We start from the raw sequence: 21,198 nt of genomic DNA on the forward strand, positions 1-21,198 counted from the left end.
GAAGGTCTATGGGTCAGGTAAGTCCGGAAAAATTGCGCCTGTCGCTGAAAGAAAAGATCGCCTATGGCATGGGCGATTTAGGTTCGAATATCTTGCTGGATATTGGCACACTTTATTTATTGAAGTTTTACACCGATATTTTGGGGCTGCCGGGCACCTATGGCGGGATCATATTTTTAATTTCTAAATTCTTTACTGCCTTTACCGATATGGGCACGGGCATCATGCTCGACTCGAGGCGCAATATTGGCCCGAAAGGAAAATTCCGGCCCTTCGTGCTGTATGCCGCCTTCCCTGTGACCTTACTGGCTATCGCCAACTTCGTCGGCACGCCGTTTGAGGTGACCGGAAAAACCGTGATGGCGACGGCGCTGTTCATGCTGTACGGCCTGTTCTTCAGCATGATGAATTGCTCCTATGGCGCGATGGTGCCCGCCATCACCAAAAACCCCGATGAGCGGGCTTCTCTGGCGGCCTGGCGTCAGGGCGGCGCAACGCTGGGTCTGCTGCTGTGCACCGTGGGTTTTGTCCCGGTAATGAATCTGGTCGAGGGTAATCCTCAGCTCGGCTATATCTTTGCCGCTACGCTGTTTTCTGTTTGCGGGCTGTTCTGTATGTGGCGTTGCTACGCTGGCGTGCATGAGCGCTATATTGATCCGCAGCCTGCAAATCCTCAGCATAAACCCGGTTTATTGCAGTCGTTTCGCGCCATCGCCGGTAATCGTCCGCTGTTTATTCTCTGTATCGCCAATCTCTGTACCCTTGGCGCATTCAACGTCAAACTCGCCATCCAGGTTTACTACACCCAGTACGTGCTGAATGACCCCATCTTGTTGTCATATATGGGATTTTTCAGCATGGGCTGCATCTTCTTCGGCGTCATGCTGATGCCCGCCGCCGTGCGCCGCTTTGGTAAGAAAAAGGTTTATATCGGCGGTCTGCTCATTTGGGTCGCAGGCGATCTGCTCAACTATACCCTGGGCGGCGGATCGGTCAGCTTCGTGGCGTTTTCTTGCCTGGCGTTCTTTGGCTCTGCCTTCGTTAATAGCCTGAACTGGGCGCTGGTTTCCGACACGGTCGAATACGGCGAATGGCGCACCGGCGTGCGTTCTGAAGGAACGGTCTATACCGGTTTCACCTTCTTCAGAAAAGTCTCCCAGGCGCTGGCGGGTTTCTTCCCCGGCTGGATGCTGACACAAATCGGCTATGTGCCTAACGTGGCGCAATCCGCCGGTACGGTTGAGGGCTTGCGGGAACTGATATTTATCTACCCCGCCGCGCTCGCGGTGGTCACGATTGCGGCGATGGGGTGCTTCTACAACCTCAATGAGAAGCTGTATATCCGCATCGTGGAAGAGATCGAGATGCGTAAGCGTCCGGCGTGAAAACGATTTTAAGGAGGATCGACATGAACACCAGCCCTGATCCGTTAACCCTGAAACTGAGCCTGCGGGAAAAATGCGCCTACGGAATGGGTGATGTCGGCTCAAACCTGATGTTGTCCATCGGGACGTTGTACCTGTTAAAGTTTTACACTGATGAACTGGGTCTGCCCGCGTTTTACGGCGGCGTGATATTTCTGGTGGCGAAGTTCTTTACCGCGTTCACCGATATGCTAACCGGCGTATTGCTGGACTCACGCCGAACTATCGGCCCAAAAGGCAAATTCAGGCCCTTTATTCTCTACGCTTCTCTACCGGTTGCGCTGGTGGCCACAGCGCAGTTTATGGCTACCGGTTTTGATTTGCCGGTGAAAACCGCCATTGCCACGGCGCTGTTTATGCTGTTCGGGCTTTTTTATAGCCTGATGAATTGTTCTTATGGCGCGATGGTGCCTGCCATCACCAAAAACCCTAATGAGCGCGCCCAGCTCGCCGCCTGGCGGCAAGGCGGCGCAACGGTGGGTTTGTTGATTTGCACCGTTGGCTTTATGCCGATTCAGGCAATGTTTATTTCCAGTTCATCGTTAGGTTATCTGATAGCGGCCATACTGTTTGTGACTGTCGGGCTATGCTGCATCTGGTGGTGCTACAGCGGCGTAAAAGAGCGCTATGTAGAAGTGATACCCACTCACCATAAGCCGAGCATTCTTAAATCGTTTTACGCCATCTTCCGTAATCCACCGCTGTTGGTGCTGTGTATCGCTAACCTGTGCACGCTGGCGGCATTTAACATTAAGCTGGCGATTCAGGTTTATTACACCCAATACGTACTCAACGATATCCACCTGCTGTCATGGATGGGCTTTTTCAGTATGGGCTGTATCCTGGTAGGGGTGCTGTTAGTCCCTGCTGCGGTAAAGCGCTTCGGCAAGAAACAGGTTTACCTGGGAGGGTTAATCCTCTGGGCTGTGGGCGATGTGCTGAACTTTTTCTGGGGCAGCAGCTCGTTCATATTTGTGCTGTTTTCCTGCATGGCGTTTTTCGGGACCGCCTTTGTGAATAGCCTTAACTGGGCGCTGGTTCCGGACACCGTGGAATATGGCGAATGGAAAACCGGTATTCGCGCCGAAGGTTCGGTTTATACCGGCTATACCTTTTCGCGAAAAATTTCCGCCGCGCTGGCCGGATTTCTGCCAGGTATTATGTTGACTCAAATCGGCTATATCCCACATATCGCCCAAAGTGATGCAACCCTGGCGGGGTTACGGCAACTTATTTTTCTTTGGCCCAGCAGCCTGGCGATTATCGCCGCAGTAACCATGGGGCTGTTTTATAAACTCAATGAACAACGTTTCGCTTTTATTATCGAGGAGCTCGGAAAACGCAAAAAATATTTATCCCCTGAATCTGAAATCAATAAAGAAAATAAAGCGTCAGCCGTCACTTTATAACTAAAAACCTGGCCGTAATGACTTTCCTTCGTGCTTCGCATGAGGGCGGCCTTTCTGTACTTGATACATGGAAAGCATAATGAAAAAACGACTCACAGCAGCGTTGGTGTTGACCATTTCCAGCCCGGTTTTTGCCGGGGCGTATGTGGAAACCCGTGAAGCCTATAATACCGCGTCGGATCTGCATGAAGTTATCCTCAGAGCGGGTTATAACTTTGACAGGGGGGCAGGCATTATGGTGACTAACGCCTACAACCTCGGCAGATGGGATGAAATCAAACACAGCTATAACGAAATAGAAGGCTGGTATCCGCTCTTCAGGCCTACCGATAAATTAACTTTTCAGCCCGGCGGATTAATTAATGACAGTCGTGACGGCTCCGGTGGTGCCGTTTATTTAGATACCAATTATAAATTCACGCCGTGGTTTAATCTGACGTTCCGCTACCGCTATAACCACAATAATTATGATACACCCGACTTCAACGGCAATATGGATAAAAACGATACCCACGAGTTTGCCAATTACTGGAATTTTAAAGTCACCGACCTGTTCACCTGGATCTTTGAGCCTCATTTTTTTCAGCGTGTGAACGATTACCACAGCAAAAATGGCAAGGACCATCACTGGGAAATCACTAACGGTTTTCGGTATAAAGTCGATCAGCACTGGTTACCGTATCTGGAGTTGCAGTGGCTGGACCGGTGGAATGCGTATAACAAAGAGCAGTACCGTATACGCTTAGGGTTACGGTATTCGTTTTAAAAAAAAAGCCGCTGAAATCAGCGGCTTTTTTGCATCACTCAAACAATCTTAGTCTTCTTTCGAACCGCGGCTTGCGCGACGACGATCGTTCTCGGTCAGGTGACGTTTACGAATACGGATGGACGTCGGGGTCACTTCGACCAGTTCGTCATCATCAATAAACTCAAGCGCCTGCTCCAGAGACATTTTGATCGGCGGAACCAGAACCGTGGCTTCGTCGGTACCGGACGCACGCATGTTGGTCAGTTTCTTACCGGTCAGGCAGTTAACGGTCAGGTCGTTAGAACGGCTGTGAATACCGATGATCTGGCCTTCGTACACTTCTGCACCGTGCCCCAGGAACAGCTTACCGCGATCCTGCAAACCGAACAGCGCAAACGCAACCGCTTTGCCCTGGCCGTTGGAGATCAGCACGCCGTTATTACGCTGGCCGATTTCGCCCGGACGCACGTCGTCGTAGTGGCTGAAGGTGGAGTACAGCAGACCGGTACCGGAAGTCATGGTCATGAACTCGGTACGGAAACCGATCAGGCCACGCGCCGGGATCAGGTAATCCAGACGAATACGACCTTTGCCGTCAGGGATCATGTCTTTCACGTCGCCTTTACGCTCGCCCATGGCTTGCATAACCGCGCCCTGGTGCTGTTCTTCGATATCCAGGGTGACGTTTTCGAACGGTTCCTGCATACGGCCGTCAATCACGCGGTTGATAACTTTCGGACGGGACACAGCCAGTTCGAAGCCTTCACGACGCATGTTTTCGATCAGCACCGACAGGTGCAGCTCGCCACGACCGGATACGCGGAACGCATCGGAGTCTTCCGTTTCTTCAACGCGCAGCGCCACGTTGTGCACCAGCTCTTTGTTCAGACGCTCAAGGATCTGACGAGAGGTCACGAACTTACCTTCTTTACCGCAGAACGGTGAGGTGTTGACGTTGAAGAACATGGTCACGGTCGGCTCGTCAACAGACAGGGCCGGCAGCGCTTCCACGTTTTGCGGATCGCATAGCGTGTCGGAGATGTTCAGTTCGCCCAGACCGGTGATCGCGATGATATCGCCTGCTTCCGCTTCGGTGGATTCAATACGCTCCAGACCGAGGTGGGTCAGTACTTTACCGACTTTACCGTTACGGGTTTTGCCTTCGCTGTCGATCAGGGTGATCTGCTGGTTAGGCTTCACTTTACCGCGCTTGATGCGACCGATGCCGATAACGCCAACGTAGTTGTTGTAATCGAGCTGGGAGATCTGCATCTGGAACGGACCGTCGAGGTCAACGTTCGGCGCCGGTACGTGGTCAACAATCGCCTGATACAGCGGAGTCATATCTTCCGCCATGTCGGTGTGATCGTTGCCTGCGATACCCATCAGCGCAGAAGCATAAATAATTGGGAAGTCCAGCTGCTCGTCAGTCGCGTCGAGGTTTACGAACAGGTCGAATACCTGGTCAACAACCCAGTCCGGACGCGCACCAGGACGGTCAACTTTGTTGATAACAACAATAGGCTTCAAACCATGAGCAAACGCTTTTTTGGTTACGAAGCGGGTCTGCGGCATTGGGCCATCCATTGCATCCACAACCAGCAGTACTGAGTCCACCATGGACATAACACGTTCAACTTCTCCACCGAAGTCGGCGTGCCCTGGGGTATCAACGATGTTGATACGGTAGTCATTCCATTTGATAGCGGTGTTTTTAGCGAGGATGGTAATCCCACGCTCTTTCTCCAAATCGTTGGAGTCCATCACACGTTCTGTGGTCTCAGCACGTTCGCTGAACGTACCGGATTGCTGCAGCAGCTTGTCAACCAGGGTCGTTTTCCCATGGTCAACGTGCGCAATGATGGCGATGTTACGCAGATTTTCGATCACAACTTTGCCTCAGGCATTAGAAATAGCGCGTTATTGTACACGTATTAATCGAAGGACTAAACAGGATCACAAAGAACCTTTACAAACAATATAAACAGTAAGGGATTGTGATCGGTTTCACGAAGCCAAAAAGAGAGCGCCCAACGAAAATTGCACCAATATGGTGCTCAATATTCACACATGAGCACTATATTGGTGCAAGGTATCCATCCTGGTGCAGCCCTTTTGCACTATGGTGTGCATAATAGCGCCTTTTTAGGGTAATTTGAAAGTTGGCACAGATTTCGCTTTATCTAAATCAGGGTGAAAACACCAACTATTGAGCAGTGCCATTCCACGACGACGATGACCAATCCGGGAGAGTAAGTATGTCCGCCGAACACATTCTGACGATGCTGAACGAACATGAAGTGAAGTTTGTTGATCTGCGCTTCACTGATACCAAAGGTAAAGAGCAGCACGTCACAATCCCTTCCCATCAGGTAAATGCTGACTTCTTCGAAGAAGGCAAAATGTTTGATGGCTCCTCGATTGGTGGCTGGAAAGGCATCAACGAATCCGACATGGTGCTGATGCCTGACGCATCCACCGCAGTGCTGGACCCGTTCTACGAAGAACCCACGCTGATCATCCGTTGCGATATTCTTGAGCCGGGCACCATGCAGGGCTACGACCGTGACCCGCGTTCCATCGCCAAGCGCGCTGAAGAGTACCTGCGTTCTACCGGTATCGCGGATACTGTGCTGTTCGGGCCAGAGCCGGAATTCTTCCTGTTCGACGATATCCGTTTCGGCAGCACCATTTCTGGTTCTCATGTGGCTATCGACGATATCGAAGGCGCATGGAACTCCTCGACCAAATACGAAGGCGGCAACAAAGGCCACCGTCCGGGCGTGAAAGGGGGTTACTTCCCGGTTCCGCCAGTCGACTCTGCACAGGACATCCGTTCTGTTATGTGTCTGACCATGGAAGAAATGGGCCTGGTTGTTGAAGCTCACCACCACGAAGTGGCGACGGCGGGTCAGAACGAAGTGGCAACCCGCTTCAACACCATGACCAAAAAAGCAGACGAAATTCAGATCTACAAATATGTGGTGCACAACGTGGCGCACCGCTTCGGCAAAACTGCGACCTTTATGCCAAAACCGATGTTCGGTGATAACGGCTCCGGTATGCACTGCCACATGTCCCTGTCCAAGAACGGCACTAACCTGTTCTCTGGCGACAAATATGCGGGTCTGTCTGAGCAGGCGCTGTACTACATCGGCGGCGTAATTAAACACGCTAAAGCGATCAACGCCCTGTCTAACCCGACCACTAACTCATACAAGCGTCTGGTCCCGGGTTACGAAGCACCGGTCATGCTGGCTTACTCTGCCCGTAACCGTTCCGCTTCCATCCGTATTCCGGTGGTTGCTTCTCCGAAAGCGCGTCGTATTGAAGTGCGTTTCCCGGACCCGGCGGCTAACCCGTACCTGTGCTTTGCCGCACTGCTGATGGCCGGCCTTGACGGTATCAAGAACAAAATCCATCCGGGCGAAGCCATGGATAAAAACCTGTATGACCTGCCGCCGGAAGAAGCGAAAGAAATCCCGCAGGTTGCAGGCTCTCTGGAAGAAGCACTGAACGAGCTGGATCTGGACCGTGAGTTCCTGACTGCCGGTGGCGTGTTCACCGACGAAGCTATTGATGCTTACATCGCCCTGCGTCGTGAAGAAGATGACCGCGTGCGCATGACTCCGCACCCGGTAGAGTTTGAGCTGTACTACAGCGTTTAATTTTGTAGTCGTTAATGTTGCCGTGGAATTTTAGCCCATCTTCGGATGGGCTTTTTTCTCCACCAATAAGCTGATTCCAGAGGCTTTTTGCCTGTATAACGCTATAATGCACTAAATTGGTGCAATCATCCGGAGACTGCTGAATGGCTACAGGCATGCTGCCCGATGCTGGGCAGATCCTCAATTCTTTGATTAACAGCATTTTGCTGGTGGATGACGAGCTGGCGGTCCATTACGCCAACCCTGCCGCCCAGCAACTGCTTGCCCAAAGCTCGCGCAAACTGTACGGCACACCGCTGCCGGAACTGCTGAGTTATTTTTCGCTCAATATTGCGCTGATGCAGGAGAGCCTCAACGCGGGCCAGGGGTTTACTGATAACGAAGTCACGCTGGTGATCGACGGGCGCTCGCATATTCTTTCCCTGACCGCCCAACGTCTGCCGGACACGCTGATCCTGCTGGAAATGGCACCGATGGATAATCAGCGTCGCTTAAGCCAGGAACAGTTACAGCACGCCCAGCAGATCGCCGCACGTGATCTGGTGCGCGGCCTGGCGCATGAAATTAAAAATCCGCTCGGCGGTTTGCGCGGCGCTGCGCAATTGTTGAGTAAAGCGCTTCCCGATCCTTCTCTGACGGAGTACACCAAAGTCATTATCGAGCAGGCCGACCGGTTGCGTAATCTGGTCGACAGGCTGCTTGGCCCGCAACAGCCGGGGATGCACGTCACGGAAAGCATCCATAAGGTTGCGGAGCGCGTGGTGAAGCTGGTGTCGATGGAGCTGCCTGATAACGTCACGCTGATCCGTGATTACGACCCCAGCCTGCCGGAACTGGCCCACGACCCCGATCAAATCGAGCAGGTGCTGCTGAATATTGTGCGTAACGCGCTACAGGCGCTGGGTAGCGAAGGCGGAGAAATCACGTTACGTACCCGTACAGCATTCCAGTTGACGCTGCACGGCGTGCGCTATCGGCTGGCGGCCCGCATTGATGTGGAAGACAACGGCCCGGGTATCCCGGCCCATTTGCAGGACACGCTGTTTTACCCGATGGTCAGTGGCCGCGAAGGCGGCACCGGTTTGGGGCTGTCTATTGCCCGCAATCTTATCGACCAACATTCGGGAAAAATCGAATTTACCAGTTGGCCGGGTCATACCGAGTTTTCGGTGTACCTTCCCATTAGAAAATAGCCGCCGCGTCGTTCAGGTTGCCTGGACTGGGCGATAACGCGTATATCGAGGTGTTTATGCAACGAGGGATAGTCTGGATCGTTGATGACGATAGCTCCATCCGCTGGGTGCTGGAGCGAGCGCTCACCGGCGCCGGATTGCACTGCACGGCATTTGAAAGCGGGAACGAGGTGCTTGACGCGTTGACCACCAAAACCCCGGACGTGCTGTTATCGGATATCCGTATGCCGGGCATGGATGGGCTGGCGTTGCTTAAGCAGATCAAACAGCGCCATCCGATGCTCCCGGTCATCATAATGACCGCGCATTCTGACCTGGATGCCGCCGTAAGCGCCTATCAACAGGGCGCGTTCGATTATCTTCCCAAACCGTTTGATATTGACGAAGCGGTGGCGCTGGTCGAGCGCGCCATCAGCCATTATCAGGAGCAGCAGCAGCCGCGCAATGCGCCGGTCAGCGGGCCGACGACTGATATTATCGGCGAAGCGCCGGCAATGCAGGATGTGTTTCGTATTATCGGCCGTTTGTCGCGCTCGTCGATAAGCGTGCTGATCAACGGCGAATCAGGAACGGGTAAAGAGCTGGTGGCCCATGCACTGCACCGCCATAGCCCACGCGCCAAATCCCCGTTTATCGCGCTGAATATGGCGGCCATCCCTAAAGATCTGATTGAGTCTGAGCTGTTTGGCCACGAGAAAGGCGCGTTTACCGGCGCGAATCAAATCCGTCAGGGACGTTTTGAACAGGCTGACGGCGGCACGCTGTTTCTCGATGAAATCGGCGATATGCCGTTAGATGTGCAGACCCGTTTACTGCGTGTGCTGGCAGACGGGCAGTTTTACCGGGTCGGCGGCTATGCGCCGGTGAAAGTGGACGTGCGGATCATTGCCGCCACCCATCAGAATCTCGAATTACGGGTTCAGGAAGGCAAATTCCGTGAGGATTTATTCCATCGCCTGAATGTGATCCGCGTGCATTTGCCGCCGCTACGCGAACGCCGGGAAGATATACCGCGCCTGGTGCGCCACTTTTTACAGGACGCAGCGCGAGAACTGGGAGTAGAAGCCAAGCTGCTGCACCCGGAAACCGAAGCAGCGCTGACGCGTCTCGCCTGGCCGGGCAACGTGCGCCAGCTTGAAAATACCTGCCGCTGGCTGACGGTGATGGCCGCAGGCCAGGAAGTGTTGATTCAGGATCTGCCGGGCGAGCTGTTCGAAACCACGGTGCCTGACAGCCCGAGCCAGACGCTGCCAGACAGTTGGGCAACACTGCTGGCGCAGTGGGCCGATCGCGCGCTGCGTTCCGGTCATCAAAACCTGCTTTCTGAAGCGCAACCCGAAATGGAACGCACGCTGTTAACCACGGCGTTGCGCCACACTCAGGGCCATAAACAGGAAGCAGCGCGATTGTTGGGCTGGGGCCGTAACACCCTGACGCGCAAGCTGAAAGAGTTGGGTATGGAGTAGCGATTTGCCGCTGTGTAAATATGGACCGTTTAGCGCAAACTGCTGCAATTTTGTACTTTACTGTATTAACAACTTCAGTATGATCACGCGCGTTCACGCGAGGGAAAAATCATGCTGGAATCATTAATTCATTTTGTGTCGAGCAGCGCAGAAGTGGGCGCAGCGGCAAGCCAGACGCCGCACACCGCCGTCGCGGCTGTACTCTGTGCGGCACTGCTTGGGCTGTTTAGCTGAGACTATCCCCTCAACCAGACCGGTGAGGGGGTTGTTTTAGATAACACGCGAGAATTGCTGCATCCGCGCTTTCTGGCGCAGATACACATCAAAGCACATGCAGATGTTGCGGATCAGCAACCGGCCTTTCGGCGTCACCTGGATGCCTTTCTGATCAATATCCACCAGCCCATCTTTCGCCAGCGGCGCTAACAACTTCAAATCTTCGGCAAAGTAGTCAGCAAAATTCAGCTGCCATTGCTGCTCAACCGCAGAAAAATCCAGACGGAAGTTACAGATCAGCGCTTTGATCACGTCACGGCGAATGCAGTCATCGCGGGTGAGCGATAGGCCGCGCCACAGGGCGTCGCCGCGCTCGTCGACGTACTGATAATACTGCTTCAGTTCTTTGTAGTTCTGTGCATAGCTGTCGCCAGTCATGCTGATCGCCGACACGCCAAGGCCAAGCAGATCGGTGTCGCCCTGAGTGGTGTAGCCCTGGAAATTGCGGTGCAGGACACCTTCGCGCTGAGCGATGGCCAGTTCGTCATCCGGGCGGGCAAAGTGGTCCATACCGATAAACTGATAGCCAGTCTGCATCAACGACCCGATGGTTTGCTGCAAAATATCCAGCTTCTGCTGGGCGGAAGGCAAATCGGCGTCTTTGATTTTACGCTGGGCGGCAAACAGCGTCGGCAGGTGTGCATAATTAAAGACGCTCAGGCGATCCGGATTAAGTTCCGCCACGCGTTGCAGCGTATAGGCGAAGCTTTCCGGCGTCTGTTTCGGCAGGCCGTAAATCAGGTCGATATTGGTCGAGGTAAAGCCAATTTCCCGCGCGTGGTTCAGTAGCGCAAAGATAAACTCTTCATCCTGTTCGCGGTTCACCAGACGCTGCACTTCTTTATTGAAGTCCTGTACGCCCATGCTGAGGCGGTTGAAGCCTTCACTCCGCAGGTGATCGAGCACATCCAGCTCAATTTCACGCGGGTCAACTTCGATAGAAATTTCCATTTCGTCGCTGAAGTTGAATGCGCCGCGCAACAAGTTCATCAGACGGCTGATTTGCGCTTTGTTCAGATAGGTTGGCGTTCCGCCGCCCCAGTGCAATTGCTTAACGGTGCGGGCCGCGAACAGCGGTGCACGATGGAGGATTTCCTGCTCCAGCGCATCCAGATACTGATCGGCTTTATGCTGCTGGCGGGTGACGATTTTATTGCAGCCGCAGAAGTAGCAAAGCTTGTGGCAGAACGGGATATGCACATACAGCGACAGCGGGCGCTCAGGATAGCGCGCCACCGCCTGGTGGAATTCGGTTTCGCCGAACTGTTCAGAGAATTCAAGCGCGGTAGGGTAAGAGGTATATCGCGGCCCGGAATAATTATATTTCTGGATAAGGGCCAGATCCCAGTCGATCAACTGCACAGACATGCTCACTCCTTCCGATGATGTCTTTGGCGGGTACGCTTAACGGACCCACCAGCACCACGGGCGATGAGCCGGTTGCGCAACCGCTTCTGGCGGCGCGACAACCGCTGTAGTTTAACGAATAACCACACCAGATAACATACTATTGGCAGGACAACGATCAGGACGGGCAGGCCCATAGCGTGCCGATCAGTTGCCGCCCTTGAGCAGACGCATCAAATCGTCGCCGCGGTTTTCGTCTTCTTCCTCTTCATCATCATCCCAGGAGAGGCCAAGCTGCTGCATCAGCTCATCAATACGATCCAGTTTTGCATCGACCCATTCCTGATCGGCTTTGCTCAGGGTTTCCCCCTCTTCGAGACGCTCCAGCAATCCATCCAGACGCTCGTCGTTTTCCAGCATATCCAGTTCAGCCTGCGGTGAAAGCATAGGTTTCTTCTCACTCTTCGGTTTCTGCTGCTTGGTTACAGGCGTTTCTGTCACGCCCAAAGGAATGGGGGTTTTGCTGCCGATACGCGGGTCTTTTTTCTGACCGCTGCGGGCATTTTTTGCATCAGCCGCAACGCCGGATGCGCGGCTGCCTGGCGCGTGGCCGCTGTGTTTTTTCTGGCGCTTGCGTTCGCGCCCTTCCTGGTTGAGCTCTTCGCGTGTTTTGCGATGCGCTTTTGCCGGACGTTTGGAGGTTGGTTGCTTCATATCAGGGTCGTCTTAAGCCATTTACGAGAATAATGACATCATACTTCAAGCCGCTTCTTACATTATGGGTAATTAAACGATATGTGAGAGACAGTTTATTTATGATGATGAGAATTGCGGCGGAATCTATCAGAAAGGCAGAAAAGAGAAAAGGCGACAGTTTTGCTGTCGCCTTCTTTCTTAGCTCAGTTAATCATCCTTGTTTGCTCCCGACCACCCTGTCTTTCCTTTAGCAAACAACGCTCCGTGTCTGTCCTTGTCCTTTTGCGTCTTGTAACGCTGGCTCTCCAGCCCGATCCTGTTCTTCGTCAGCCTGACGTTCCTTAACCCTGCTCCTGAGCCTCCTGGCTCGCGTTGCCTACTTTACCGTTTTGGCGAAGTGACACAACCCACCGGTACGTTAATCCACCCTTTTTAAGAGTGGTCTTATAAAATATCCACATGATTTATAAAATTTTATTTAGGAAAATGCGCGAAACAATCCCTGTTTTTCTCAGGGTTTTAATGGCCGATCTCTTACAGCGTTTCGGGAATATCGCGTAAGCGAGAATTTAAGAAACCTGTCTTTGGCAGGGGTTCAGGTATAATCCCTTCATCGCTTGTCCTGATGGAGACGACCTTTGACAAACTGGAACTATCAACAGACGCACTTTGTGACCAGTGCGCCTGATATTCGCCACTTGCCTTCCGACACCGGCATTGAAGTGGCTTTCGCGGGCCGCTCGAATGCAGGAAAATCAAGTGCGCTTAATACGTTAACCAATCAAAAAAGCCTGGCCAGAACCAGTAAAACTCCTGGCCGTACGCAGCTCATCAACCTGTTCCAGGTGGCAGAAGGCAGACGCCTTGTCGACCTTCCTGGCTACGGTTATGCCGAAGTACCGGAAGAGATGAAGCTTAAATGGCAGCGCGCGTTGGGCGAATATTTGCAGGCGCGTCAGTGTTTGCAGGGTCTGGTGGTGCTGATGGATATCCGCCACCCGCTTAAGGATCTCGACCAGCAGATGATTCACTGGGCCGTTGAAAGCCAAATCCCGGTGCTGGTACTGCTGACTAAGGCCGATAAGCTGGCCAGCGGCGCGCGTAAAGCGCAGCTTAATATGGTGCGCGAAGCGGCAATTGCCTTTAACGGCGACGTGCAGGTTGAAGCGTTTTCGTCATTGAAGAAGATTGGCGTCGACAAACTGCGTCAGAAACTGGACAGCTGGTTTAGCGATCTGACACCGGTTACGGAAGATTCACAGGCTGAAGAATAATCAGGCGTACGGGGCAACCCGTACCCTCAAAAACTTTTCTTTGGGCAATAAAAAACGCCCCAGTCATTAGATGACTGGGGCGGCTAAATATTCAGCCAAATCCGATTACGTGAAGTAAAAGGTCTGAAAGATAGAACATCTTACCTCTGTACCCTACGCGTTTAACTCTACTACCTTTTTTCCATGCCACAAAGTATTTTTGTAATTTTTTTTCAATCTTTACATTCTGAATTCAAAGCGTCATCACAAAAAGTGATAACTTATGTTGCTAAGTTACAGAAAAATGACTTTGCGGCTGATTCGTTAGTGAGCTTGATCCCAGTTTTCTCCGCTACCCACTTCCACCAGCAACGGCACATCCAGTTTCATACTGTTTTCCATTAGCTCGTGGATCTTCACAGACACGGCTTCGACATCATCTTTGTGCACTTCAAACACCAGTTCATCGTGTACCTGCATGATCAGTTTGACGCGCGGCTGCTCTTTCTCAAGCCAGGCGTCTACAGCGATCATGGCGCGTTTGATGATGTCTGCGGCGGTGCCTTGCATCGGGGCATTGATCGCCGCGCGCTCTGCACCGGCACGGCGGGCCGCATTGCTGGATTTGATGTCCGGAAGATACAGACGACGGCCGGCCAGCGTTTCAACATAGCCCTGCTCTTTCGCCTGCTGGCGGGTACGCTCCATGTACTCACGCACGCCGGGGTAGCGTTCGAAGTAAAGATCCATATATTTTTGCGACTCTTTACGCGGGATATTGAGTTGGCGCGATAGCCCAAATGCGCTCATGCCGTAAATCAGCCCAAAGTTGATCGCTTTAGCGCTGCGGCGCTGTTCGCCGGAGACGCTTTCCAGCGGCAAGCCAAACACTTCCGCCGCCGTAGCGCGGTGGATATCTTTGCCTTCGGCAAACGCGCTGAGTAAGCCTTTGTCGCGGGAAAGATGCGCCATGATCCGCAGTTCGATTTGAGAGTAGTCCGCCGAGACAATCACATAATCTTCCGGGGCGATAAACGCCTGGCGGATTCGGCGCCCTTCCTCATTACGTACCGGGATGTTTTGCAGGTTCGGATCGGTGGAGGAAAGCCGCCCGGTAGCCGCAACTGCCTGATGATAAGACGTATGCACGCGCCCGGTTTTCGGGTTAATCATCAGCGGCAGTTTATCGGTATAGGTGGACTTAAGCTTGGCCAGCCCGCGATATTGCAAAATCACTTTCGGCAGCGGGTAATCCAGTGCCAGCTCTTCCAGCACTTCTTCCGACGTAGAAGGCGCGCCGCCAGGCGTTTTCTTCAGCGGCTTGATGCCCTGCTTTTCAAACAGAATGGTTTGCAGTTGTTTGGTGGAAGAGAGATTGAATGGCTCACCGGCGATGTCATGGGCTTTTTGCTCCAGCTCGGCCAGGCGTAGCGTCAATTCTTCGGAATGACGGTGCAGTACCGCCGGATCGATCTTGACGCCGTTACGTTCAACGCGCGACAGCACCGGTACCAGCGGCATCTCGATAGTTTCGAAAACGTGGCGCGGCCCTTTTTCTTTCTCCAGCTTCGGCCACATTTTGAGATGCAGTTGCAGAGTCACGTCCGCATCTTCGGCGGCATAGCGCCCGGCTTCTTCCAGCGCGATCTGGTTGAAGGTTAGCTGGTTTTTACCTTTACCCGCAATCTGTTCGAATGTGATGGTTTTATGCTTCAGCCAGCGATCGGCGAGGCTGTCCATATCATGGCGACCCGCAACGCTATCAAGAATATACGACTCCAGCATGGTGTCGAAGGCGATGCCGCGCAGTTCAATGCCGTAATTCTGCAACACGCCGCGATCGTACTTCAGGTTTTGCCCTACTTTACGGGCGCTTTCGCTTTCAAGCAGCGGCTTAAGCAGTTCCAGTACGCGTTCACAAGTAAGCTGTTCCGGCGCATCAAGATAATCATGCGCGACCGGCACATAGGCCGCGATTCCCGGTTCGGTGGCGAAGGAGAAACCCACCAGCCGCGCGCTGTGATTATCGAGACTGTCTGTTTCGGTATCAAAAGCGAATACCGGCGCTTTCTCAAGACGGGCAATCCACTCGTTGAGGGTGTCCTCATCGAGAATGGTGACGTAGTTGTCATAAGACAGGGCTACAGCCGGTTCATCAGGCTCTTCGTTGATAACGATGGTTTCCAGCGGTTTTGCCGCTGGCTTCGCACCTTTGGCCTGTAGCCATTTACCGGCTTCGACATCTACAGTCCAGCGCTTAAATTCGTATTTTTTGAACAGGTCGACCAACACATCAACGGTCGGCTGTTTCACTTCCAGCTGGTCGCAGGTCAGTTCCAGTTCAACATCGGTTTTGATGGTGGCGAGCTGATAGGAGAGGTACGCCACTTCTTTATGATCGGCAAGCTTAGCGGCCATAGTTTTGGCCCCACGGAAGCTCAGACCGGCGATTTTTTCCGGCTCGGCAAACAGCGTATCCAGCCCACCCAGACCCTGTAGCAAGCCCTGCGCAGTTTTTTCGCCCACGCCAGGCACGCCCGGAATGTTATCCGAGGAGTCGCCCATCAGCGCCAGGAAGTCGATGATTAATTCTGGTGGCACGCCGTATTTGGTGACCACTTCTTCAGGACCAAGGATGGTATTGGTCATGGTGTTGATCAGCGTGATGCCCGGAGTAACCAACTGGGCCATGTCTTTATCGCCGGTACTGATCAGCACCGGACGGCCCGCTTTTTCTGCTTCGCGCGCCAGAGTACCGATGACGTCGTCTGCTTCTACGCCAGAGACGGCCAGCAGCGGCAGACCCATGGCTTTCACCATGGCGTGCAACGGCTCGATCTGCGCGCGAAGATCGTCGGGCATCGGCGGACGGTGCGATTTGTAATGCTCAAACAGCTCATCACGAAAGGTTTTGCCTTTGGCGTCAAAAACTACCGCCGCGTGAGACGGCTGATACTGCATCAACAGGCTGCGCAGCATATTAAGTACGCCGTACATGGCCCCGGTCGGCTCTCCTGCGCTATTCGTTAGCGGCGGGAAGGCGTGATATGCCCGATACAGGTATGAAGAGCCATCAACGAGGATAAGGGGATTTTCTGGGATCTGAACCATAATGTCCGTGCCTGATGTTTAAGTTATCCCTAAAGGATGCCATAGCTGGCAAAGAAATATGAATTTTTCAGACCAATATGCATGAAAGAATTAACGATCCTCGACCTCTCTCGCAGGATCAACCTGTGGATAACTGTGTGCACAAAAATTTTTATAATAAATACATATATAAAAATAACGATCGTTGAAATTAAAAAAACGCTGAATATCAGTGCATTAAGATAAGATATTGATCTGCAATATTCCTCTCACGATCGTTTGATTATTGTGGATATAAAATATCGCAAAGTTTGTTAACTCACTGATAAATCCGAGGCTTTCCACGCATTCAAATACCGTAACGTTTCGGTTCGTCAACAAACCGGGTTTTCTGATAAAATCTCCCGCTTGTGCGCATTTTCAGCGCACCGTTTCCGATAAGCTCATGAATATAATCATTATGTCGAGATTGATTGCTGCGATAACGCTGTTTTTAAGTATCGCGCTGACTATTTTAGTGACGGTTTTTTGCTCTGTTCCGATTATCCTTGCGGGGATTATAAAGCTATTAATGCCATTTCCCGCAGCCTGGCGAACGATCTCTGCCTTCTGTAATTTCATGATGTATTGCTGGTGCGAAGGACTGGCTGCGCTGTTAAAACTGAATCCGCATTTAAAATGGGACGTGGAAGGTCTGGAAGGATTAAGCAACAAAAACTGGTATCTGCTGATTTGTAATCACTACAGCTGGGCCGATATTGTGGTGCTATGCGTTTTGTTCCGTAAACACATCCCAATGAACAAATATTTCCTCAAGCAACAGCTCGCCTGGATCCCTTTTATTGGTCTGGCTTGCTGGGCGCTGGATATGCCGTTTATGCGCCGCTATTCCCGCAGCTACTTATTGCGCCATCCTGAACGGCGCGGAAAAGACGTCGAAACAACCCGTCGTTCCTGCGAAAAATTTCGTCATCATCCTACAACTATCGTTAATTTCGTCGAAGGCTCGCGATTTACTGAAGAAAAAAGCCAGCAGGTACGCTCGCCCTTTAAACATCTGCTTCCACCAAAAGCGGCGGGTGTCGCCATGGCGCTTAATGTGCTTGGCAAGCAATTCGACAAGATGCTTAACGTCACGCTATGTTACCCACAAAATAGCGCAACGCCATTTTTCGATATGCTGAGCGGTACACTTACCCTTATTGTCGTGAGAATCGATCTTTTACCGGTGGCGGATGAATTACACGGTGATTATGTCAGCGATAAAAATTTTAAACGGCAGTTCCAACTCTGGCTGAATGCGATCTGGAGTGAGAAAGACAATCAGTTGGACGCGATAAAACAGCAATACAAAAAAGCCGGTCAGTGACCGGCTTTTTCATTTCTGGCTTATTTTTTCTCAACCAGGAATTTCACGGTATCCGCATATTGCTGAACAAATGCGTCCATGTTGCTGGTATCCATACCCTGCGGGTTCAGCTGATATTTACCGTTAACAAACATTGCCGGTACACCACGCAATTCAAGATCGGCAGCCGCTTTTTCCTGCTGGGCGACCAGAGATTTCACCACGAAGCTGTTCCAGGCGGCGTCGTATTCTTCACCTTTTACACCCGCATCGATAAAGACTTTACGGATATCCGCAACGGTCTGTACGGTTTGGGTTTTCTGAATGGCGTCAAACATCGGCGCAGTGATTTTGTCTTCCACACCCAGTGCCATCGCGACTGCCCAGGCCTGCGTTAAATCTTTACCCAACGGCCCCAAAAATTCGACGTGATACTTGGTCATTTTGGTGCCTTCCGGCAGTTTCTTTTTCACGTTGTCAGAAACGTGGATGACTTCCTCAAACTGATAGCAGTGCGGGCAATAGAATGAGAAAAACTCAAGCACTTGCGGTTCGCCGGCAACCGGTTTTTCGAGCGTAATATACTGTTTACCGTCGGTGATTTGGGCCGCTGATGCGCTAAATGCCAGAATCATCCCCGCCAGCGCCAGTAATACTTTTTTCATCTTCAACTTTCTCCTGAATATTACAGATTAATACATCGGCGTTAACTGCAATGGGGGTTCATTGAGAACCCGTACCTGCTCTTGAAATGTTGCCGTTTGCCTGCGCCAGTAATCTTCCTCTGTTAGCCAGGGAAAATTACGGGGAAACGCAGGATCTTCCCAGCGTCGAATTAACCACGCCAGGTAATAAACCATACGCATCGCGCGTAACGGTTCAATTAAGGCCAGCTCGCTCATATTGAAGGGAGTAAATTCTTCGTACGCTTCAATGATGGTTTCGAGTTGCATGCGCTGCTCGGCTTTATCACCGTTTAACAGCATCCATAAATCCTGTACGGCGGGGCCGTTGCGCGCATCATCCAGATCGACGAACAGCGGCTCGTCGCGCCAGAGAATATTTCCGGGATGGCAATCACCGTGTAATCGCAGCATGATGCCGTTATCGTCCCAACGTGCTCTGACCGCATCGATCAAAGTATCCGTTGCGCTTAGAAAACCATCTTTTAACGCAGCGGGAACCAGAGAGGAAGCGGCCAGCAAGGCACGCGGCTCAATAAGGTATTCATGGATGCCAATCGAAGGGCGATGCTGGAACAGCGCGCGACGACCAACCTGATGAATACGGCCAAGGTAGCGTCCCACCCATTCCATCTGATCGAGGTTATCGGTTTCATACTGACGGCCTCCCAGGCTGGGGAAAACCGCAAAGCGATAGCCCTGGTGTACAGGTAGCGTTGTGCCGTTAAGCATCAAAGGCGCTGCCAGCGGGATCTCATCAGCGGCTAATTCCAGCGCAAAAGTGTGTTCTTCGAGAATCTGCGCATTTGTCCAGCGCTGCGGACGATAGAACTTCACCACATAGCGTTTACGATCTTCATCCTGAAACTGGTAAACGCGATTCTCATAGCTATTCAACGGCGTTAGCCCGGAATCAACGCGGATGCCCTGTTCAAATAAGGCATCCATTATGATGTCCGGGTGTAACGTCTGGAATGTAAAAGCGTTATCTGTCATTCCGTTATCCAAAAACACGACCAATACTTCAGAATATCATTCCGGAGGCGCATTGTTGGCTTCGCTTACATGCTTTTACTCTTTAATGACGCCGCGAGCCCGCAATAGTGCCGTTTTAAAGTCCTCTTCGTAATCTTTTTTTAATCCAGGAATGACTTCGTCTTTCGCGGAATCACGCATTTTGAGGTGATATATCAAGATATCATCGGTGAGATCGGCCAGATCGCCGGTAAAACCTGACTCCTTCGCCAGTTTCTGCAAAAATTGCATCAGATTAAGGTCGGGCTCTTTTTGCCAGGCTGGCTGAAGTAATTCGATAACTTCATTAAGGCGTTTGCATTTCATAATGGCGCTCCTTTCTTAGAGAAAGACACGTTAACAGGGTCAAACCCACAATAAAAGAGGCGATACTTTTTGGAGAATTTAACGGGTGCAATACTGGCTGGAGGCCGTGCGACGCGGATGGGCGGCCAGGATAAAGGTCTGTTGCAACTTAATGGCAAGCCGTTATGGCAGCATGTGGCGTCCAGCCTGTTACCGCAGGTTGATTGCCTGGTGATTAGCGCGAATCGCAACATCGAACAATATCAGCAAAGCGGTTTTAGTGTGATTACCGATACGCTGGCGGATTTTCCAGGGCCGCTGGCGGGAATACTGTCGGTTATGCAGGCGGTTGAAAGCGACTGGTATCTGTTCTGCCCTTGCGATACACCCAATATCCCTTCAGATTTAGTCGCGTGTTTACAGGCGAGAATTCACGATGCACCCGCAGCCTGGGTTAACGATGGACAGCGCGACCATCCCACGTTGTGCCTGATAAACAGGCGCGTTGCGCCGTTGCTTGCAGCGTATTTAGCCAGCGGAGAAAGACGCGTAATGGTTTTCCTGAAGCAGATCGGTGGTCATGCCGTGTTGTTTAATGACAGAACGCACTGCTTTGCAAACGTCAATACCCCTGACGATCTTGAACAGTGGCAGGTGACATGATGACGCCCATACTCGGCATTGCTGGCTGGAGTGGTACAGGGAAAACTACGTTGTTGAAAAAGCTTATCCCAGCGTTAAATCAGCGCGGTATTCGTACGGGATTGATTAAGCACACCCATCACAACATGGACGTCGATAAGCCAGGCAAAGATAGCTATGAACTGCGCAAAGCAGGGGCGTATCAGACACTGGTCGCCAGTACGGAACGTTGGGCATTGATGACGGAAACGCCGGATGAAGCACCACTCGATCTTCATTACCTGGCCAGCCGGATGGATCATCGAACACTGGATATCATCCTGGTAGAAGGGTTTAAGCACGAAACCATACCTAAGCTGCTTTTATACCGTGAAGGAACAAAGCATAGCATTGTCGATCTTGATTGCGATGAGTATGCCATTGCATTAGTCACCGATATCAAGTTGCCTCACCGTTTGCCGGTTATTGATATTAACAATGAGCAGCAGGTAGCTGATTTTATTGAGGAGTGGCTGAAAAAGGAGACTCATTTAGCTTAATAAAGCAGCGGATCGATATTCATTCCGTCTGTTTTTTTGCTATATTGCAGACAGCAAAAAGCCCATCCGTGAGGATGGGCTTCTGCTTGTTTGATG

18 protein-coding genes are annotated in these 21,198 nt (G+C 51.9%); 11 read left to right on the plus strand and 7 right to left on the minus strand.

Annotated elements, in window-relative coordinates:
• Positions 1-8: 8 nt before the first annotated feature.
• The 3 genes from RT120_RS13790 to ompL all read left to right on the plus strand — a co-directional run bounded on the left by RT120_RS13790 (position 9) and on the right by ompL (position 3,599).
• Positions 9-1,385: an MFS transporter gene (locus RT120_RS13790; RefSeq protein ID WP_312983346.1), complete on the plus strand. Its 1,377-nt coding sequence runs from the start codon at positions 9-11 to the stop codon at positions 1,383-1,385.
• 23 nt (positions 1,386-1,408) lie between these two features.
• The gene (locus RT120_RS13795; protein WP_312983348.1) at positions 1,409-2,833 is read left to right on the plus strand and encodes an MFS transporter; all 1,425 of its coding nucleotides are present in this window, start codon (positions 1,409-1,411) and stop codon (positions 2,831-2,833) included.
• A gap of 79 nt (positions 2,834-2,912) precedes the next feature.
• Positions 2,913-3,599, plus strand: coding sequence for a porin OmpL (gene ompL / locus RT120_RS13800; protein ID WP_312983350.1), 687 nt, complete (start codon positions 2,913-2,915; stop codon positions 3,597-3,599).
• Between the two features lie 48 nt (positions 3,600-3,647).
• Here the strand turns inward: ompL and typA are convergent, their stop codons facing one another.
• On the minus strand, positions 3,648-5,471 hold the full coding sequence (typA, locus tag RT120_RS13805) for a ribosome-dependent GTPase TypA (protein WP_312983352.1): 1,824 nt from the start codon (positions 5,469-5,471) through the stop codon (positions 3,648-3,650).
• 368 nt (positions 5,472-5,839) lie between these two features.
• On the opposite strand from typA, the gene glnA reads away from it, so the two are divergent.
• The 4 genes from glnA (at position 5,840) to RT120_RS13825 (ending at position 10,142) form a co-directional block, all read left to right on the plus strand.
• Complete coding sequence (gene glnA, locus RT120_RS13810; protein ID WP_125295044.1) at positions 5,840-7,249, plus strand: glutamate--ammonia ligase; 1,410 nt, start codon at positions 5,840-5,842, stop codon at positions 7,247-7,249.
• A gap of 143 nt (positions 7,250-7,392) precedes the next feature.
• Positions 7,393-8,442, plus strand: coding sequence for a nitrogen regulation protein NR(II) (glnL, locus tag RT120_RS13815; RefSeq protein ID WP_312983355.1), 1,050 nt, complete (start codon positions 7,393-7,395; stop codon positions 8,440-8,442).
• A 56-nt stretch (positions 8,443-8,498) separates the two neighbouring features.
• Positions 8,499-9,908: a nitrogen regulation protein NR(I) gene (gene glnG, locus RT120_RS13820; RefSeq protein ID WP_312983357.1), complete on the plus strand. Its 1,410-nt coding sequence runs from the start codon at positions 8,499-8,501 to the stop codon at positions 9,906-9,908.
• Positions 9,909-10,019: 111 nt separating this feature from the next.
• On the plus strand, positions 10,020-10,142 hold the full coding sequence (locus RT120_RS13825) for a YshB family small membrane protein (RefSeq protein WP_144133064.1): 123 nt from the start codon (positions 10,020-10,022) through the stop codon (positions 10,140-10,142).
• A 36-nt stretch (positions 10,143-10,178) separates the two neighbouring features.
• On the opposite strand, the gene hemN is transcribed toward RT120_RS13825, so the two are convergent.
• Complete coding sequence (gene hemN / locus RT120_RS13830) at positions 10,179-11,552, minus strand: oxygen-independent coproporphyrinogen III oxidase (protein WP_312983359.1); 1,374 nt, start codon at positions 11,550-11,552, stop codon at positions 10,179-10,181.
• Positions 11,553-11,738: 186 nt separating this feature from the next.
• The gene (yihI, locus tag RT120_RS13835; protein WP_312983360.1) at positions 11,739-12,245 is read right to left on the minus strand and encodes a Der GTPase-activating protein YihI; all 507 of its coding nucleotides are present in this window, start codon (positions 12,243-12,245) and stop codon (positions 11,739-11,741) included.
• 620 nt (positions 12,246-12,865) lie between these two features.
• Between yihI and yihA the strand changes: the two genes are divergently transcribed.
• Positions 12,866-13,501, plus strand: coding sequence for a ribosome biogenesis GTP-binding protein YihA/YsxC (gene yihA / locus RT120_RS13840; protein ID WP_312983362.1), 636 nt, complete (start codon positions 12,866-12,868; stop codon positions 13,499-13,501).
• A 303-nt stretch (positions 13,502-13,804) separates the two neighbouring features.
• Here the strand turns inward: yihA and polA are convergent, their stop codons facing one another.
• On the minus strand, positions 13,805-16,591 hold the full coding sequence (gene polA, locus RT120_RS13845) for a DNA polymerase I (RefSeq protein ID WP_312983364.1): 2,787 nt from the start codon (positions 16,589-16,591) through the stop codon (positions 13,805-13,807).
• Between the two features lie 424 nt (positions 16,592-17,015).
• Here polA and RT120_RS13850 point away from each other — a divergent pair, with 424 nt between their 5' ends.
• Positions 17,016-17,939 carry an acyltransferase gene (locus tag RT120_RS13850; RefSeq protein ID WP_409515051.1) on the plus strand — a complete coding sequence of 308 codons (924 nt, stop codon included), beginning with the start codon at positions 17,016-17,018 and terminating at the stop codon, positions 17,937-17,939.
• A 20-nt stretch (positions 17,940-17,959) separates the two neighbouring features.
• Here the strand turns inward: RT120_RS13850 and dsbA are convergent, their stop codons facing one another.
• The 3 genes from dsbA to RT120_RS13865 all read right to left on the minus strand — a co-directional run bounded on the left by dsbA (position 17,960) and on the right by RT120_RS13865 (position 19,942).
• On the minus strand, positions 17,960-18,583 hold the full coding sequence (dsbA, locus tag RT120_RS13855) for a thiol:disulfide interchange protein DsbA (protein WP_312983365.1): 624 nt from the start codon (positions 18,581-18,583) through the stop codon (positions 17,960-17,962).
• Between the two features lie 27 nt (positions 18,584-18,610).
• Complete coding sequence (locus RT120_RS13860) at positions 18,611-19,597, minus strand: serine/threonine protein kinase (RefSeq protein WP_312983366.1); 987 nt, start codon at positions 19,595-19,597, stop codon at positions 18,611-18,613.
• Positions 19,598-19,672: 75 nt separating this feature from the next.
• Positions 19,673-19,942 (minus strand): YihD family protein, encoded by a 270-nt coding sequence (locus tag RT120_RS13865; protein ID WP_312983367.1) that lies wholly within the window; start codon positions 19,940-19,942, stop codon positions 19,673-19,675.
• A 69-nt stretch (positions 19,943-20,011) separates the two neighbouring features.
• Between RT120_RS13865 and mobA the strand changes: the two genes are divergently transcribed.
• Positions 20,012-20,584, plus strand: a complete 573-nt coding sequence (mobA, locus tag RT120_RS13870; RefSeq protein WP_312983368.1) for a molybdenum cofactor guanylyltransferase MobA — start codon at positions 20,012-20,014, stop codon at positions 20,582-20,584.
• Complete coding sequence (gene mobB, locus RT120_RS13875) at positions 20,584-21,102, plus strand: molybdopterin-guanine dinucleotide biosynthesis protein MobB (protein WP_312983377.1); 519 nt, start codon at positions 20,584-20,586, stop codon at positions 21,100-21,102. Before mobA ends, mobB begins: the two co-directional genes overlap by 1 nt.
• Positions 21,103-21,198 lie beyond the last annotated feature (96 nt).

The organism is Atlantibacter sp., from assembly GCF_032062175.1.
In the GTDB taxonomy this organism is placed as follows: Bacteria; Pseudomonadota; Gammaproteobacteria; order Enterobacterales; family Enterobacteriaceae; genus Atlantibacter.